The following is a 17,009-nucleotide window of genomic DNA, read 5'->3' as shown; positions in this document are numbered from 1 at the left end:
ACTTACTTGCGAACTGATTTGGGTGGCATCAAACCTCGCTTGCGAAGCAATGGTTCAATGGTAGGCTCGGCCCCCCTGAAAGCCACGTAAAGCTCCATGGGATCAGCCGTTCCACCCGAAGAATAGATGTGCTCACGCAAGAGTTTCGCTTTTTCCGGGTGGAAGAAATCACCTGTTTCGGCAAAAGCTTCATAGGCATCCGTATCCAACACACCCGACCAGATATAGCTGTAGTAGCGCGCAGAATAGCCCCCCGAAAACACGTGCGAAAAGTAGGTGCTTCGGTGGCGAGGCACGATGGCATCAATCAAGCCAATCTCCTTCATGGCCGCCTTTTCAAAGTCTTCTGCGCTGCCCTCAAAAGGCTCCTCCAGCGTATGAAAAGCCATATCGAGGAAAGTGGATGCCAGGTACTCTACAGTAGCAAAGCCTTGTCCGTAGGTGCCGCTGGCCTCAAGTTTGGCAATCAACTCATCAGGAATCACTTCACCGGTTTTGTAATGACGAGCGTACATTTTCATTACTTCGGGCTCAGTTGCCCAGTTTTCGAGCAGCTGTGAGGGTAACTCAACAAAATCGCGGGCTACCGAAGTTCCTGACAACTCATAAGACTGTACATCGCTCAGTAATCCATGGAGGGCGTGTCCAAACTCGTGGAAAAAAGTAGTAAGCTCGTCAAAAGTGAGCAAAGAGGGAGTGTTTGCTCCTGGAGGAGGAAAGTTGCAGGTGATTTTAATCAGCGGAGCCTGGCGCTCGTCGCCATCGTAATACTGCTTGCGGAATGAAGTCATCCAGGCACCTCCGCGCTTTGAGTCGCGAGCAAATAGGTCTTCGTACAAAATGCCAATGTGCGAGCCATCGGCTTCCATCACTTCAAAAACGCGCACGTCTTTTTGGTAAACAGGCAGGTCGTTGATTTCGCGAAACTTCAGGCCCCAAAGTTTTTCGCAAACCATAAAAATACCGTTGCGAACGTTGTCAGTGCTGAAGTAAGGCTTCACTTCTTCATCATCGAGGTCAAAACGCTCTGCCTTGAGACGCGATGCATAGAAACGCCAGTCGTAGGGTTGCAAGGTAAAATCATGACCTTCGCTTTCAATCATGGCCTGCAAATCTGCGGCTTCGCGACTGGCAGCCTCCAGGGCAGGAATCCAAAGCTGGTCAAGCAGTTCATTTACACGATCAACTGAGTTGGCCATGTTTTCCTCCAAAGCATAAGCTGCGTGGTTTTCGTAACCCAGCATATTTGCTTTCTCAATTCGGAGGGTGATGATCTCGCGTATGATTTCGTTGTTGTCGTTGTCATTACCATTGTTGGCTTTGTTCACGAAGGCTGTCCAAAGCTCTTTGCGCAGCTCCCGGTTTTCGGCATTCTGAAAGAAAGGCATGGCTGATGGCCACTGCAGTGTGAATACCCAACTTCCTTCTTTACCGCGGCTGGCCGCAGCATCGGCGGCGTTATCAACCAACCATTGGGGTAAACCCGCGAGGTCTTCTTCGTTGTCAATCTCGAGGGTAAAAGCATTGGTTTCGGCCAATACGTTCTGGCCAAACTGCAGGCTCAGCATGCTCAATCGTTCGTTGATCTCTCGCAGACGGCTTTTTTGCTTTTCGTTCAGCAATGCACCACCGCGCACAAACTCCCTGTATTTTCTTTCCAACAGGCGAAGGTCCTCACCGGTGATATTTTCAGCATCGCGCTTCTCCCAAACGGTTTTGATCCGCTCAAACAAATCCGCATTGAGGCTGATATCATTGTCGTGGGCGGTTCGGAGCGGGGAAATCTGCTTGGCAATTTCCTGCATTTCATCGTTGGTGTGCGCCGAGTTCAGGTTACTGAAGATGGTATTTACGCGGCCCAGCAATCTGCCGCTTTGGTCGAGTGCCATCAAGGTGTTCTCGAATGTTGGAGGCTCCTGGTTGTTGACGATGGCCTCAATTTCCTCTTTGTGCACAGCTATACCCGCTTTAATCGCAGGGAGGAAATGCTCATTTCGGATTTTATCAAACGGAGGGGCACCGAAGGGAAGGGTAAATTCTTCCAACAGGGGATTGGCTTCGTCTGAAACTTTTTCTTGAGTGGCACTATCGGCACCGGGTGTGCATGCGTGGAACATAAAGCTCATAACAGCAAACAGAATAAACAGGTTTTTCATTACGTCATCAGGTTACAAGGGCGCAAAGGTAACATTTGCGCACTTTTTTTTAAGGACTACTGCAATGCCATCGCACCAGGGAGAATGCCTTTCCGGGTTTTGCCCTTTTCCCGCGCCTGCCAGAACCTTCCGGAAGGCAGATGCAGACAGCTTAACCACTTGCCGCCATAGGCATAAGTATCCAGACAAATAGCATGACCAAAGTCTGCAATTCTTCCGTCTTTGCGGGGTGTGTGGCCGCAGATCACAACGGCATCTTCTGAGTATTTTTCGGGTTTGGGGTACTTTCTCCAAAAGAGAGCGGCCTTGCTTTGCTCGTGCATCGGCACCCCGTTTTCGAGACCGGCATGCACAAAAACAAAGTGCCGCCACACATAATAACTACGGGTACTCTTGAGGAATTTCCAGTGGCTTTTGGGAACCGCTTCTCGCCAATTGGAGTATTCAGTAATGCCATAAGATTTCAGTGTTGATTCTCCCCCAAAGCGATACCATTGCATAAACTGGCGTTTTCCCTTCCTTGCGCGGCGCATCATGATCTCGTGGTTGCCCCTCAAAGCGATGATATGGTAGGTGCTTTGATGTTCTAGAATCCAGTCAATGACTCCTTTTGAATCGGTTCCGCGGCTGATGTAATCGCCCAAAAAAATGAGGGTGTCGCCGGGCTTAATATCCGTAGCGGCTACCAGGGCCTTAAGGGCTCCGAGGCATCCATGAACATCGCCTATAACGTAGGTTGACATCGTTTTGAATTGCGCACCAAAAAACGAAAATTTATCGTCGATGGAAAACTGCATTGTACATTTATCGCGTGAGAAGGATACTCCGGTTCATAGCTATTTGGGCGTTGATGTTGATTTTATTGTCGGCATGTCGACAAGCGACGCGTATTGCAGAATCGGCGGTTGTTGCTCCGGAGGATAACATTCATCTGCTGCTCAGTTCAGATTGCCTTGAAATTGGTTACCATATTCCTTGTAAACAGCCCCATTGGGTGCGTTACACCTTGCGGCGCGAAATGACCGAGGGCCTGATTAGACGAAAGGACAATTTTCGGCCTGACCCGCGCATCGCGGAAGGCAAATCTGCCCAACTAACTGACTACAAGCAAAGTGGTTATGACCGTGGACATCTGGCTCCGGCGGGTGATATGACCCACAGCCAGGAGTGCATGGACGAGTCGTTCTGGCTCTCGAATATCTCTCCGCAAACAGCAGGATGCAACCGCGGTGTTTGGAAACGCCTGGAAGAACAAGTAAGAAAATGGACGCACAGCCACGACTCGATTCTGGTGTACACCGGTCCGATTCTTCAAAACCATGAGAGCTTCTCAACCATTGGTTCGGGAGAGGTATGTGTGCCAAAATCGTACTACAAGGCGCTGCTATTTTACACCCAAAATGACTTTTATGCGCTTGCTTTTGTGATTCCGAATGAAAACTCACCGGAGCCATTGGCAAGTTTCGCCATGTCTGTGCGACAGTTGGAAACCAACAGCGGATTGTCTTTTTTCAGCCACCTCGCCGACACCACCCAGCAGCGCATCGAAGCGGTTGAAAACCATCCTAAGCTTTGGGAATAAATCCTTCTCCACAGGCCGTGCAATAGCTTTACTTTTGCCGCCCCATGGACAGCATCAAAAAACATCTGCGCACCAACCTGCACATTGCTGTTCCGGTGATGATAGGACAGCTTGGCCACATCGCCGTGAGCGTTGCAGACAGTGTGATGGTAGGCCAGCTCGGCACCCTGCCACTGGCCGCTGCGGCGCTGGCCAACAGCTTATTTTCGGTGTTTATGGTGTTTGGCATCGGAGTAGTGATGGGCATTACCCCACTGGTTGCCAATGCTGAAGGCCGCGGAGGAAGGCATTTGCAAGCTGTTGTGCTTCAGCACGGTTTCTGGATTGGCTTAGGACTGGGAGTGCTTCTGTTTTTTGGTTCCATGACGCTGGGCCCCTTCATTCATCTTTTGGGTCAGGACGAGGGCGTAGTGCCTCTTACCCTGCCCTATCTGGCCATTATCAGCGCATCGGTCATACCACTGGTTGTTTTTCTCGTCTTTAAGCAGTTTGCCGAAGGCCTGTCGGACACACGCACGGCCATGGTCATTAGTATCGGATGCAACGTATTGAACATTGGTCTCAACTACCTCCTGATTTACGGAAACTGGGGATTACCCGAACTTGGGCTCAATGGAGCAGGTTGGGCTACGCTGATTGCGCGTATCCTGATGATGGCAGCCATGTGGTGGTATGTTTTTCGTCATGTGCGCTTTGCAAAATTCAAACTGAAGCTCTGGGGTGCTGGGCTCAGAATGAAGGTTGCCCGCCGCATATTGGACCTCGGCATTCCCTCAGGGCTGCAATACATCTTTGAAGTAGGCGCCTTTTCAGCAGCGGCAGTACTGGCCGGAATGATTAGCGCTTCTGCCCTTGCGGCACACCACATTGCTATCAATATAGCCAGTGTGAGCTACATGGCCGCTACAGGGCTGGGTGCAGCAGCTTCCGTGCGTATTGGCAATCAACTGGGTAGAAGAGATGCGATGAACCTCAAACGGGCCGCTCTCACCTTATTCGCCATGACAACGGCCTGGATGGCCTTTGCCGGCCTCGTCATTCTAACCTTCAACAAAGCGCTGGCAGGTTTTTACACCGACGACCCCGTGGTACTTGGCCTGGCAGCCCAAATGTTAATGGTTGTGGTATTGTTTCAGCTTTCAGACGGACTTCAAGCGGTAGGGCTGGGTGCACTGCGCGGATTGCAGGATGTAAAAATTCCTACACTCATCACATTTCTTGCGTATTGGGTGCTCACCTTGCCAGCGGCCTATTTGTTTTCGCAGCATTCATCGTTAGGCGTGATGGGGATCTGGTATGCTCTTGCAGGAGGCCTGACTATTTCGGCGGTGTTGTTGCTGGCGCGCTTCTGGAAACTTCAGCGCAAGTTTTCGCAACGATGGCAAGGGGTGCTTTGATGGCTGAGCTTTTATGGAAAATTGAATGATTCGCAGCAATTCGGTGGGTACAATTCAGGTTGAGAATCCTTATTCGGCCAACAGTTAATTCCCGAATGTTTTCCTTTTTCCCTGTCGTACCGGCACCAAAACCCAATGAACAATCAGCGAGTTCAGAAAATAAAACCGAGACCTATTTCAAACCGATTACCCTCCAATTCACCTGTGGGAAGTTCTATGGTGTTCATGCGAAATTGATAGTTCGTTTTGAACACTATGTTCTTCCGCGGGTTGAAATTAACTCCTACGGTAATGGCTGTCAGGTTAGTTTGGAATCTTTCGAGGTCGGCCAGTTCCGGATCTATGTCTGCATGGGTGTTTAACCTTTCGTAACGCACAAAAAGCGGCAATTTTAACTCGTTGCTTCGATAGAGCCAATTTCCTTTGGCTGTTTTAGCTTTTCCTTTTCTGAAAAGAGGCAGTATGTCGTAGCCAACCTCTGCGTAGTACCCGTACACGCGACTGCCGAGCACCTGGCCGGACAGCGTACCATTTTCACTATTGGCAAAACCTGTAAAATCGTGAATGGCGGGGGTGCTTCCCATGCCACCAATAGAACCAAGCGCCAGAAATGTCCAGTTCTTCCAGGAATTTCGAATGTATGATGAAACGAGCCATGTATCGGCAGAAAAATCTTCCTGCCCCTTCATGTCGCGCGCCTGGGTGTAGAGTCCCGACAGGCTGATTGTGGTATTTTTCAAACCACTGTACTCCAATTGCCCGTTGAGTAATGCGGAATTGAACGCACCCCGAAATTCATCGCCTCGACCTCTGCGTATCCAGGTTCCCCCATTGTACACGGATGGATCCAGCCCCTGGTAAACCGACAACGAATAGCTCAGGTCTTTGGATATTGCTCCATAGGTCATAACACCCAAATCAATCCACTGCGAAGGAATAATCACACGCTCCACCTCAGGGCGATTTACTGAATAGAATTGAATGGGCTCATCGTTGTTGTTCACAAACCCAATTTGAACCTGATGGGTTCCTATGCGCACATTAAAGCGCTCGTGAATGAGGAAATCTGCGAAGAACTCCAGAAATAATTCGAAGTCGTTTTCCAGTCGCTGATCTTGATAAAATTCTGCAAAGACCTCACCGTAAAGAACCAGCCATGGCTTTGGTTTGTAGGCCAAATAGCTCACAAAACGGTAAAGATTGGTGTTGTAAAGCTCAATATCCTGACTGGAACGGTCTTTTGGACCATCGTAATGGGTGTAATTCACTTCTCCAAATCCTGAAAAGGTGAATTTGCGATCGGAGAAATAAATCTTGGAGGCAGCAATGGGAAGCCCTGCACGCATTTCGTAAGTGAGGGTATCAATGAGAGGTTTGTCTTGCTTATTCTCCTTCTTTGCTTCCTCCCCCTCTGCACCATTGTCATTTTCCTGAGCCTTGAGCAAGTCAGCGCTCAGAAAAAAGGAGAGGAATATTAAGGCAGAGAATTTTAACCGAACACAACACCAATTCAACGCGCAAAATCTCATTTTCACCACTTTTTTTCACAGCCCACATCAAGCGCCGAAGAGGTTCATGATGAAACCATCGTTCTTAAGCGCGGAGTGCAAAGAACACGTCAATAGGCTTAAAATACTCTTAACCCGGTTAAAATTTGGCTTTAGACCAAAATGCAGAATGACAAAGGCTGAGGAGGGGTGAGCTTACAGTGAAGGCAAGGTTGGAATTCGCAGGGTGAAACGGTTGTATTTTTTGTCGGTATTGTATTCGATGGCCCCATTGTGCAGCTTCATAATCTTGTGAATGAATACCAATCCCAAACCGAACCCACTTTTTCCTTTGCTGTTTTCACCTCTGAAAAAGTGCTGAAAAAGAAATGCTTGCTCTTTTTCACCAATCGTTTGGCCCTTGTTTACAAAGCGTATGTCAATGCTTTCCTCGCTGGGTTCAATGCTGATACGTGCATGGGTTTCTTCACTGTACTGAATACAGTTCAACATGAGGTTGGTAAAAGCCGATTTGAGCAACGTTGGATTGGCTTTTGCAGTCAGTTTCGACTCATTATCAGAAGCCCCCGCATATTCAATGGTGAAGGTAAATTCAGGGTATAGCCCTTGTAAATCTTCAGCGGTATCAAAAAGTAATTCATCCACCCTCAACTGCTGCATACTTACCTTTCCACCAGACTCTGCTTTGGATATCTCGAGCAAGGCGTCAATAATGTTACTCAGAGCTTTCGTATCCTGCTTTTGGTTTTTCAGCATCTCTCTCAGTCTATCACCGTCGGCCTCTGCTTCCATCCGTTCGAAATTGGAAACCAAAATGGCCACGGGCGTTTTCAATTCGTGCGAGATGTGATGAATAGCATGCTTTTGAAACGAAAAAGCCTTGCGCATACGAGCCATCAATTGGTTGAAGCGCTTTACCAGAACATCTATTTCCCGGTTGCTGTTCGATACTCGAATGGGCTCACTTTCGACCTCCACATCGTAGTTATCAATAGTTTCGGCCACATCCACAATAGGTCTTGACAGGAGCCTCGATAGATAAAACGACACGGAAATAATAAAAACACTGATAATCAACAAATTTATGATAAACACTGTGCGCAAATAGTTGAGCTTGGAGTAGCCAAACTCATCGTAAGCTTTGCTGATACCGTAGTAGCTTTCTCCTCCTACCACCAGATACATCCCGATCACATCGTACAAGCCATCTTTTTGCTCTATCCAGGGTGTCTCTGCCGAAAGTGCGGTCAAAATGTCGGCAAAGTAAGGGATGGACGTATCATCCAAACTCTCATAGATGAGTTCCCTCTGGCTGTTGAAGAGAAGAGTTTTTTCGTCATATATGCGCTCAATACTGATCTTGTCGATGGCTCTGAGGATATCACTTTCCATCTGCTCAACGGTGCTTAGGTACTGCACCGTGTTGGTAACCTGGGCTTTTTGACGCTGTTGAAATTCCTCTTCCCGAAACTCGTAAAACAAGGTGTAGATAAATGAAAGCGACAGGGCGCTAAGGCCAATGGCTGTGACCGAAAAGTAGAGCAAAATCTTGCGTTGAATGCTCATTGCACCTCAAAATAATAGCCGTAGCCAACTTTGGTCTTGATGGAGGACCGTCCAAAAGGCTTATCTACTTTGTTTCGCAGGAAATTAATATACACTTCCACAGTATTGGTATTGATGTCGATAGAGCGACCCCAAATTTTTTGAATCAGCTCTTTTTTTGACACCAACTCACCCGGTCTTTCCGTGAGCTTCAATAAAATCTGATATTCTCTTGGGGTAAGCGAAATTTCCTTGCCCTGCCTACTAACTTCAGCAGTAGAAGGAGTGATTGTTAAATCGCCCACAACAATTTGCTCCTGACTCCGTGCAGGGTTGTCTTCGTCACTGCGTTTAAGCAGCGCCTGCAACTTGAGCACAAGTTCGCGCATGTAAAATGGCTTGGTTAAATAGTCATCTGCTCCTGCCTCATAACCTGATACTTTATCATCCAGTTCGCCAAAGGCTGTAAGCATTAAAACCAATGTTTTTTTATCGCGTTGCCGAAGGTCGCGACAAAGCTCAAGACCATTTTTACCGGGCAGGTTAATGTCCAAGATAACACAATGAAACGAATCTCTTTGCAGCATTTTTTCCGCAATCTGGCCATCATATACCGATATAACATCAAGCGATTCAGCCTTCAGAGCATCACAAATATTGGCGTGCAGTACCGGGTCGTCCTCAACAAGCAGAATGCGTTTACCTGTGCTCATGGTTCAAAGTTAATTGAAGTTTGCCAATAGAACAGTTGAGGCGCTGGTGCCTTTTCATCCAACAACTCCTTTTTATCCATCTACCTCTTTCTAAAAGTAAAACCGTATTTGACTTGCTTTTTAGGCCTTGTATTTTCAGCAAAATTAGGCTACAAACCGCTTCCACTCCGGTTTAATCAAACCTCCGAATTGGTTAATTTTGCTCACATGCTAAACAGACACTCAACGCTGCTGCTTGCTTTCATTCTCTGCTTTGGAGTGCTGAAATTATGCGGCCAGTCATCGCTCCTGAGTTCGGGCAACTGGCATCACTTCACAACATCCAGTGACGGGGTGTACAAGTTAACCTTCGAAGACCTTGAAGGTTTGGGTGTATTGAGCGCTCCGATAGCCTCAGAATATTTGCGCTTGTTTAGCCACGGCCCCGGAATGCTCCCCGAGCAAAACTGGGTTCCGCGCCCTTCAGACCTCAGGGAAGTAGCGATATATGTGGGAGATGGGGGCGATGGTCATTTTGAACCCGGGGACTATTTACTTTTTTACGGATCTGATCAGACCACATGGACTTACCACGGAGCTGATGGTATATACCGTCACAGCACAAACCTTTACGACGATGAGGTACATTTCTTCCTGACTACTGACCATGGATACGGTTTACGGGTCACACAGGCTCCCGGCCAAATGGTCATCACTGAACACGTGATCAATCAAAGCCCTGAACCTTTTCTGCACAAAACCTACCTGCGGAACCTATTCAGTTCCGGAAAGAAATGGTTCGGAGAAAATTTTTACGATGTCCTAACGCACGATTTTGTATTCCAAATTCCGGGAGCCGTTGCCGGTTCTCAAGGTCTGTGCGAGGTAAATGTAATCAGCAGGGCGTTGGGGATGGGTAACACCAACACGTTTGAAGTGCAAGCGGCGGGCACTCAATCCAGCTTTGAGGTGCTGAATGTTACCAATAACTACCTCAATGACTATGTACGTGCTGCCCGCCACATTTTTTCCTTTGAAGTAAATGGAACCCTCACGCCTGTATCCGTTACGCTCGATCCTTTTAGCAGCGCCAGCGCGGCCTGGATTAACTTCATCACCCTTCAGGTAGAACGTCATTTGGTCTTACACAACCAGGAACAGTTTCTGTTTCGCTCCCCGCCTTCAGCGCCCAGTGATGAAGTGCTGGAATACCGCGTTGCCAATGGCAATACTGAAACCATGGTGTGGGATATTTCCTCTTTTGCAGCCCCGGTTCGGCTCAGCCCTGCCCTGTCATACAACGGTAATATGGTATTTCAACGAATCAATGATGAAGCTCGTCGCTTTGTCTGCTTCAACCTCAACAACACGCTGAGCCCTCATTACCTCGGTATTCTGCCCAATCAAAACCTCAAAGGACAACCTTTTGCCGAAGGCTTTATTGTAACCCATCCGGATTTTCTTGCACAAGCCCTTCAACTTGCTGCGTTTCACGAAAGTCACAATCAACTGAGCGTCAATGTAGCCACCACGGATGAAATTTACCGTGAGTTTTCCGGAGGCGCAAAAGACATTACTGCCATCAAGGACTATCTGCGCTACTTTTACAACAATGCACCATCGCCGGAAGAAAGACCTCGCTACCTCTGTCTGCTTGGCGACGCTTCTTTTGATTACAAAGGCCATGTTCACCCGAATTCGTGTTTCGTGCCCACGTTCCAGTCAGAGACATCTTTTGCGCTCATTACCACCTACTGTTCTGATGATTACTTTGTGCTGTTGCAACCTCAAAAATCCAATTTGCTTCAGGAATCCCTCGATGCAGGCGTAGGCAGATTACCTGCCAAGTCAGTAGAAGAGGCCCAGGCCATGGTGGATAAAATCATTGCATACAGCCAACCCGAAAATAACGGCAACTGGCAGTACAAGGTATTGATCGTGGCCGATGACGAAGACAACAACATACACATGACGCAGGCGGAGGCCATTGCCGAAAACCTGGAGAACCTCAACTGCGCGCTTCACCTCAGCAAAGTGTACATAGATGCCTATGAACAGGTAAGCACCCCCAACGGTAATCGCTACCCCGAAGCCAGCCAGGAAATCAGCAAGCAACTGAATGCCGGGCAGTTTATGGTAAACTATACAGGCCACAGCGGTCATAGCAACTGGGCAGCAGAACAGGTACTTGTGGATACGACTATTGAGCAGCTGCAAAACGGCACACGGCTTCCTTTTCACTTCATGGCTAATTGTGACTTCAGTAAGTTTGATGCGCCCCAGTTTGTTTCCGGCGGCGAACGCCTGATGATCAACCCTGATGGAGGAGCCATTGCCTGCGTGAGCAATGCACGGCTTGGTTACTCATCTTCCAACTTCACTTTTAACAACCATTTCAACAACAACCTCTTTACCCAATATGAAGACGGATATCCGAGATTGGGTGATTTAATTAGAAACGCAAAAAATGCGAGTCTCAGCTCGAGTATCATGAGCCACCGTTCTATTAATCTGTTGGGCGACCCGATGGTGCGGCTCAAATATGCCGATTATTACATTGAGGTAAGCAGCCTTTCAGATCCAAATACAGGAACAGAACTGGATGAGCTAACAGGTGGCACCACCATCAGGCTGGAAGGCGGCATTGTTGATATTGACGGATTGCCGGCATCTCATTTCGACGGTCAGCTATCTTACCTGGTTCTCGACAGTCGCGTGCCGCAGATAACCCTTGGCAACGACGGATTCCCCCCTTTTGAGTACTCGGTTCATCTGGACACATTGGCGCACGGAGTAACCGATGTGATGTTCGGAGCATTTGACTTTACCGTTTACCTGCCGCAACAAGGTAACGGACACCCCGGCGAGGGTAAAATCATTTTGCACGCGTCAAATCAGGATCAATCAGCATTGGGTTGCAGGATGGGGTTTGACGTATCGGATATTTTTACAAGGGTTTATGAGAAGCAAGCCATGCAACTCAGTGTTTTTCCAAACCCTACTACCGACCGTATAACGCTTCGTTGGAGTGAAACGCAGCCGAACACTCAAATATCCTGCCTTAACAGCAACGGACAGCCCGTGCGCACATGGGGAAGCACACAAGGTGTTTCTCAGGAAATTTCGCTTGAGGGTATGCCCGCTGGAACTTACTTGCTCAGGGTTGAAAGCCCCGATGCGCTGGCCGTCATCAAAGTAATCAAACTACCTTGATGTAGCGGCTTCATCAAGACGAAATTTGATGGGCATCCCCAGTTGGGTATTTACCAGATTTCCGTCTTTGGTACCGGGAGTCCAGTGGGGCATGCTTTCAATCACACGAATGGCCTCTTTGTCGAGATGCGGATCCAGAGAATTGCGCACCAGAACCTGCTCAACCTGTCCTACCTTGTTCACTACAAAGGTCACGAAGACATCTCCCTCCACACGGTTAATTCGCGCAGGCTCGGGGTACTGAAGGTTCTCACGGAGAAACACCTGCATGGCGGGGTCGCCCCCGGGATATTCCGGATATACATCGGGGTCGTAAACGGGCTTTTCACCAAACTTGTAACCGGTGTAGTAACGCTCTGCTTTAGCTGTGCCATTTGCATTCCATCGCTCCCACACGCCTATTTTGGCTCCCATGTCAAAGGCCCCTTCAGACTCTTTGTTGCCGTTTTCATAATAGTAAGTGAAGTCACCATGTGCGGTTTCCAGCGCCGGATCCAGATAAAAGCCCTGCATTTTGAGGGTTCCATCCATAAAGTACACCATGGCAAGAAACTCACCGTCTTCCACCTGGTCCACTTTCATGAAGTACATGGCGTTCTTCCGCTTGCATTCATTCATTCTGGCATCCAGATAGATTCTGATGCCCGGAACGGCTTCTTTCTTGATGTCTTGAGCAACAGCGGTTAAACCATTCAAACATCCCACAAACAATGCAACAATCAACAGTCGGCTCATGATGGTACAATTGAAAAATATACCGGAGGATACGTCTTCAATCGCCGATGGGTTACGAAAAATCCGTCCCACTTTAAACTTTGTGCTGCAATTCTGTTTCACCTTACAAAAATACGGATTAGCCAAGCCATCCTTCCCTGTCGAGAGACCGATACTGGATGGCTTCTGCAACGTGCCTGCTTTGAATGGAATGTGAGGCTTCAAGATCGGCAATGGTTCGGGCAACCTTGAGAATACGGGCATATGATCGTGCCGAAAACCCGAGTCGCTCAACCGCGTTTTTTAACAAACGATTTCCTGCTTCGTCCACCTCACAATACACCTTCATCAATTTAGGAGTAAGTTGGGCGTTGCTGTGAATACCGGGATAGTCCATGTAGCGGGCTGTTTGAATCTCTCGCGCCACTCGCACCCGCTGGCGAATAGATGCGCTGCCCTCTCCTGCCGCTTTGTTCGACAACTCGTCAAAGGGCACCGGGCTCACCTCAATATGGAGGTCAATGCGATCCATTAGTGGGCCTGAAATCTTGTTCAGATAACGGCGAACCGCCATTTCTGAATCAGCCGTGCCTTTTTCGGGGTCGTAAAAATCGCCACTGGGACTGGGGTTCATAGAGGCCACAAGCATAAAGCTGGCCGGGTAATCCACAGTGATGCGCGCCCTGGAAATAGTCACCTTGCGGTCTTCCATGGGCTGCCGCAACACTTCGAGCACTGCACGCTTGAACTCGGGCAGCTCATCCAGAAAAAGAATGCCGTTGTGCGCAAGTGAAATCTCTCCCGGCTTGGGATTGGTTCCTCCACCAACCAGTGCCACATCGCTCACCGTATGGTGCGGATTGCGAAAAGGCCGGGTGGTAATCAATGCGCTGTGGCTGTCCATCAAACCAGCTACCGAATGAATCTTAGTGGTTTCCAGGGCCTCCATCAAACTCAACGGAGGCAATATAGTGGGAATGCGCTTGGCGAGCATGGTTTTACCCACTCCGGGCGGACCAATTAAAATGACATTGTGCCCGCCGGCAGCGGCTATCTCCAACGCACGCTTCACATTTTCCTGACCTTTCACATCGGTGAAGTCCACATCATATATATTGCCTTCCTTTGAAAACTCCGCGCGCGTATCCACCACCTCAGGATGCAGATTACCTTCGCCGTTAAAAAAGTCAATCACCTCGCGGATATTGGAAGCTCCATACACTTCAAGGTCGCTCACGATAGCGGCTTCCTTGGCGTTTTGTTTAGGGAGAATGAAGCCTTTGAATCCTTCCTTCCTCGCCTGAATGGCAATGGGCAATGCACCGCGAATGGGCTGTAATCCGCCATCCAGAGAGAGCTCACCCATAATCATGTACTTTTCCAAATCATCAGCAAAAACCTGCCCCGACGCGCCGAGAATACCCATGGCCAGGGTGAGATCGTAGGCTGAGCCCTCCTTGCGGATATCGGCCGGAGCCATGTTGATGACAATTTTTTTTCCGGGCACCTTGAACCCGTTGTTTCGGAGGGCAGCCCCAATACGCTGTTCACTTTCCTTTACAGCATTATCAGGCAGGCCCACCAGAAAAAACTTAACGCCTGTACTTAGATTGGTTTCCACCGTGATGGTGATGGCTTCAACCCCGTAAACCGCGCTACCATAGGTCTTTACCAGCATCTTTCTTTAGGATTTCTGTTCCAGATGGTCAATCAAAGCGTGAATCACCTTGATGTGAATTTCCTGAATTCTATCGGCCCAGGCCATGTGCGGCACGCGAATTTCAACATCGCATAAAGCGGCCAGTTTTCCTCCGCTGTGACCGGTAAGCCCAACCACGGTAATTCCAAACTTTTTGGCCGTTTCTGCTGCGCGAACCACGTTGGCAGAATTGCCGCTGGTGCTGATAGCCAGCAATACGTCACCTGCTTTTCCCACACCCTCAATAAAACGCGCAAAAACGTGCTCAAAACCGTAATCATTGGCCACACAACTCAGGTGCGACGGATCTGAAATGGCGATAGCAGGAAGTGGGGCGCGGTCGTCGCGAAAACGACCGGTAAGCTCTTCAGCAAAATGCATGGCATCACACATGCTTCCGCCGTTTCCGCAGGAAATGATTTTACCTCCTTGATTGAGAGAATCGCGCATGACTTCACCCGCACGCTCAACGGAAGCCAAAAATGCTTCATCGGCCAGTACCTTTTCCAGCACCTGACGCGCTTCTTCAAAATGCATTTTGATTCGGTCGTTCATACCACACGGTTTGAGCCAAATGTACAAAATTACCCCTGTTTGAAAGGGCCCTGGCAAAAATGCCAAAAACGATTTATTCAGGGGAGATTCCGTAAGCTTTTCGCCACAACTCAAACAGCATCAACGCAAACAAACGCTCTCCGTGACTTTTACCGCGGTCGTGTAACCGGAACAATTGCTTCACGGCGTCTTGCTGAAACATACAACTTTCATCGAGCAGCACTTCCTCAAAACTTTTTCTGAAAGCCCCAGTGCGCACCCAGCTATCCAGCGGAATGGAAAATCCTTGTTTGCGAACTGTATTGAACTCCGGGGGCAGAAGTTTCTGAGCCAATTCCTTTAGAATGATTTTACGCCCGGTGGCTGTTGCGCGCATGTTGACGGGCAAACGCCCAAACGCAAACTCCAGGAGATTGACATCAAGCATGGGCGCGCGCACTTCTAGCGCGTGCATCATGCTGGCACGATCTACTTTTACCAGCACGTCCTCTGCAAGGAAATGGGTAAAATCCATTCGTGTTGCGCGCTGAAGGAGATCCGGATGGTTTGGAACGCGCTGCGAATAGAGCCGTTCGGCAACTCCTGTGCCCGCCCTGTTGAGCAATTTTGCCCGCCATTGGGTATCGAAGTAGGTGGCAATCTGCGGCAAACCGCTGGTCCAGTTCACATCCAACGTTTGCAAGTAGGTACGCCCCCAGGTGCCTGCGGGGAGAAGATGAGTAGCCCCGGCTGAGATGATTTTCCTCAGTGGCAAGGGCAAAGGGCCAAGTTGCTTTTGAATGCGAATCAAGCGATTGTAACGCGGGTAGCCACCGAAAAGCTCATCACCTCCGTCGCCGCCCAGCGCCACCGTACAATGCTGCCGCACCAGTTTGCTCACAAGGTAGGTGGGAATCATGCTTGAATCCACAATGGGTTCGTCAAACTGCCGCGCCAATTCAGGGAAAAGTTCTACCGTGGTGGGTTCGGCCATCAGCTCATGGTGTCGGGTTCCGAGAAAATCGGCCACCAGCTTTGCGTGCGGACGTTCATCGTAGCGATTTCCTCCCGGAAAACCGATGGTGAATGTGCGCACTTCAGAGGCGTGGCGAACAGCCATGGCCGCAATAAGACTTGAATCCACTCCACCGCTGAGCAACACCCCAACCGGCACGTCGGCCACCATCTGCCGCTGAACGGCTTCCGAGAGTAGTGTTTCCAGCTCGCAAAGCAACATATCTTTTGTAAGAGACGGTACTTGAGCATTCGATTTCGGGAAGTCCCAATAACGCTTAATTTCGAGGTTACCGCTTTTCAAATCAAAGCTCAGTTGGTGAGCGGGTGGCAGCTTGTTGAATCCTTCAAGGATGCACAAATCGCCTGGTGCAAAACCCAGTCCGAGGTAGGTATCCAGCCCATCCGGATTAAGACTCCGCGGCACTAGCGGATCGGCAAGGAGAGCCTTGAGTTCAGATGCGAAACGCAGTTCATCATTGGCTGCACGGTAAAAAAGCGGCTTTTCGCCGGTCCTGTCGCGGGCCAGGAATATCTTTTGGCGAACATCATCGAAAATCGCGAAGGCAAACATTCCGTTAAGGCGCGATACGAAGCTTTCGCCCCAACAGTCAAAGGCGGCCAACAACACTTCGGTATCACTTTGTGAGTGAAAACTGTAACCTTTAACCGATAGCTCCTTCCTCAATTCCCGGAAATTGTAAATCTCTCCGTTGAAGATGACAGTAAGTCTCTTTTCCGGAAAATGCATGGGTTGATGTCCGTCGCTGCTCAGGTCCATGATGGCAAGTCTGCGATGGGCCAATCCGACCCTTAAATCTTCAGACCACCATGTTCCGGCATCGTCAGGACCGCGGTGTTGGAGGCCATCCCGCCCGGCATCGAGCCACTCCCGATGTTTTACTGGTTTTTGAGATACAATTCCGACGATTCCGCACATAGGCTGCTACCTGCG

General features: G+C 49.2%; 13 protein-coding genes. 4 read left to right on the top strand and 9 right to left on the bottom strand.

The annotated features are described in order from the left end of the window. Positions 1–2: 2 nt before the first annotated feature. Positions 3–2,156 (bottom strand): M3 family peptidase, encoded by a 2,154-nt coding sequence (locus tag EA392_08410; protein TVR38882.1) that lies wholly within the window; start codon positions 2,154–2,156, stop codon positions 3–5. A 56-nt stretch (positions 2,157–2,212) separates the two neighbouring features. Beyond that, on the bottom strand, positions 2,213–2,953 hold the full coding sequence (locus tag EA392_08405) for a serine/threonine protein phosphatase (GenBank protein ID TVR38881.1): 741 nt from the start codon (positions 2,951–2,953) through the stop codon (positions 2,213–2,215). A 53-nt stretch (positions 2,954–3,006) separates the two neighbouring features. Between EA392_08405 and EA392_08400 the strand changes: the two genes are divergently transcribed. Both EA392_08400 and EA392_08395 read left to right on the top strand, forming a co-directional pair. Next, a complete protein-coding gene (locus tag EA392_08400) occupies positions 3,007–3,738 on the top strand; it encodes a DNA/RNA non-specific endonuclease (GenBank protein ID TVR38880.1) in 732 nt (243 codons plus the stop codon). A 44-nt stretch (positions 3,739–3,782) separates the two neighbouring features. Further along, positions 3,783–5,135: an MATE family efflux transporter gene (locus EA392_08395; protein ID TVR38879.1), complete on the top strand. Its 1,353-nt coding sequence runs from the start codon at positions 3,783–3,785 to the stop codon at positions 5,133–5,135. Between the two features lie 152 nt (positions 5,136–5,287). Here EA392_08395 and EA392_08390 read toward each other — a convergent pair whose 3' ends face one another. Then, positions 5,288–6,580: a porin gene (locus tag EA392_08390; protein ID TVR38878.1), complete on the bottom strand. Its 1,293-nt coding sequence runs from the start codon at positions 6,578–6,580 to the stop codon at positions 5,288–5,290. On the opposite strand from EA392_08390, the gene EA392_08385 reads away from it, so the two are divergent. Beyond that, complete coding sequence (locus EA392_08385; GenBank protein ID TVR38877.1) at positions 6,573–6,836, top strand: hypothetical protein; 264 nt, start codon at positions 6,573–6,575, stop codon at positions 6,834–6,836. The genes EA392_08390 and EA392_08385 overlap by 8 nt on opposite strands. A gap of 2 nt (positions 6,837–6,838) precedes the next feature. Here EA392_08385 and EA392_08380 read toward each other — a convergent pair whose 3' ends face one another. Then, the gene (locus tag EA392_08380; GenBank protein TVR38876.1) at positions 6,839–8,209 is read right to left on the bottom strand and encodes a sensor histidine kinase; all 1,371 of its coding nucleotides are present in this window, start codon (positions 8,207–8,209) and stop codon (positions 6,839–6,841) included. Continuing rightward, entirely contained in the window at positions 8,206–8,901 is a 696-nt protein-coding gene (locus EA392_08375) for a DNA-binding response regulator (GenBank protein ID TVR38875.1), read from the bottom strand. The genes EA392_08380 and EA392_08375 overlap by 4 nt, the downstream gene beginning before the upstream one ends. A gap of 108 nt (positions 8,902–9,009) precedes the next feature. Between EA392_08375 and EA392_08370 the strand changes: the two genes are divergently transcribed. Beyond that, positions 9,010–12,093: a T9SS C-terminal target domain-containing protein gene (locus EA392_08370; protein TVR38874.1), complete on the top strand. Its 3,084-nt coding sequence runs from the start codon at positions 9,010–9,012 to the stop codon at positions 12,091–12,093. Here EA392_08370 and EA392_08365 read toward each other — a convergent pair. The 4 genes from EA392_08365 to asnB form a co-directional block, all read right to left on the bottom strand. Next, positions 12,085–12,930, bottom strand: a complete 846-nt coding sequence (locus tag EA392_08365; protein ID TVR38873.1) for a TonB family protein — start codon at positions 12,928–12,930, stop codon at positions 12,085–12,087. The genes EA392_08370 and EA392_08365 overlap by 9 nt on opposite strands. A gap of 16 nt (positions 12,931–12,946) precedes the next feature. Then, positions 12,947–14,485, bottom strand: a complete 1,539-nt coding sequence (locus EA392_08360) for an ATP-binding protein (GenBank protein TVR38872.1) — start codon at positions 14,483–14,485, stop codon at positions 12,947–12,949. 6 nt (positions 14,486–14,491) lie between these two features. Then, the gene (locus EA392_08355; GenBank protein ID TVR38871.1) at positions 14,492–15,061 is read right to left on the bottom strand and encodes a D-sedoheptulose 7-phosphate isomerase; all 570 of its coding nucleotides are present in this window, start codon (positions 15,059–15,061) and stop codon (positions 14,492–14,494) included. A 73-nt stretch (positions 15,062–15,134) separates the two neighbouring features. Beyond that, positions 15,135–16,994, bottom strand: a complete 1,860-nt coding sequence (gene asnB / locus EA392_08350; GenBank protein TVR38870.1) for an asparagine synthase (glutamine-hydrolyzing) — start codon at positions 16,992–16,994, stop codon at positions 15,135–15,137. Between the last annotated feature and the right edge of the window lie 15 nt (positions 16,995–17,009).

This window comes from Cryomorphaceae bacterium (assembly GCA_007695365.1).
In the GTDB taxonomy this organism is placed as follows: Bacteria; Bacteroidota; Bacteroidia; order Flavobacteriales_D; family SKUL01; genus SKUL01.
The sequence above is the reverse complement of the archived record's forward strand: the minus strand, read 5'-3'. Positions and strand labels throughout refer to the sequence as shown.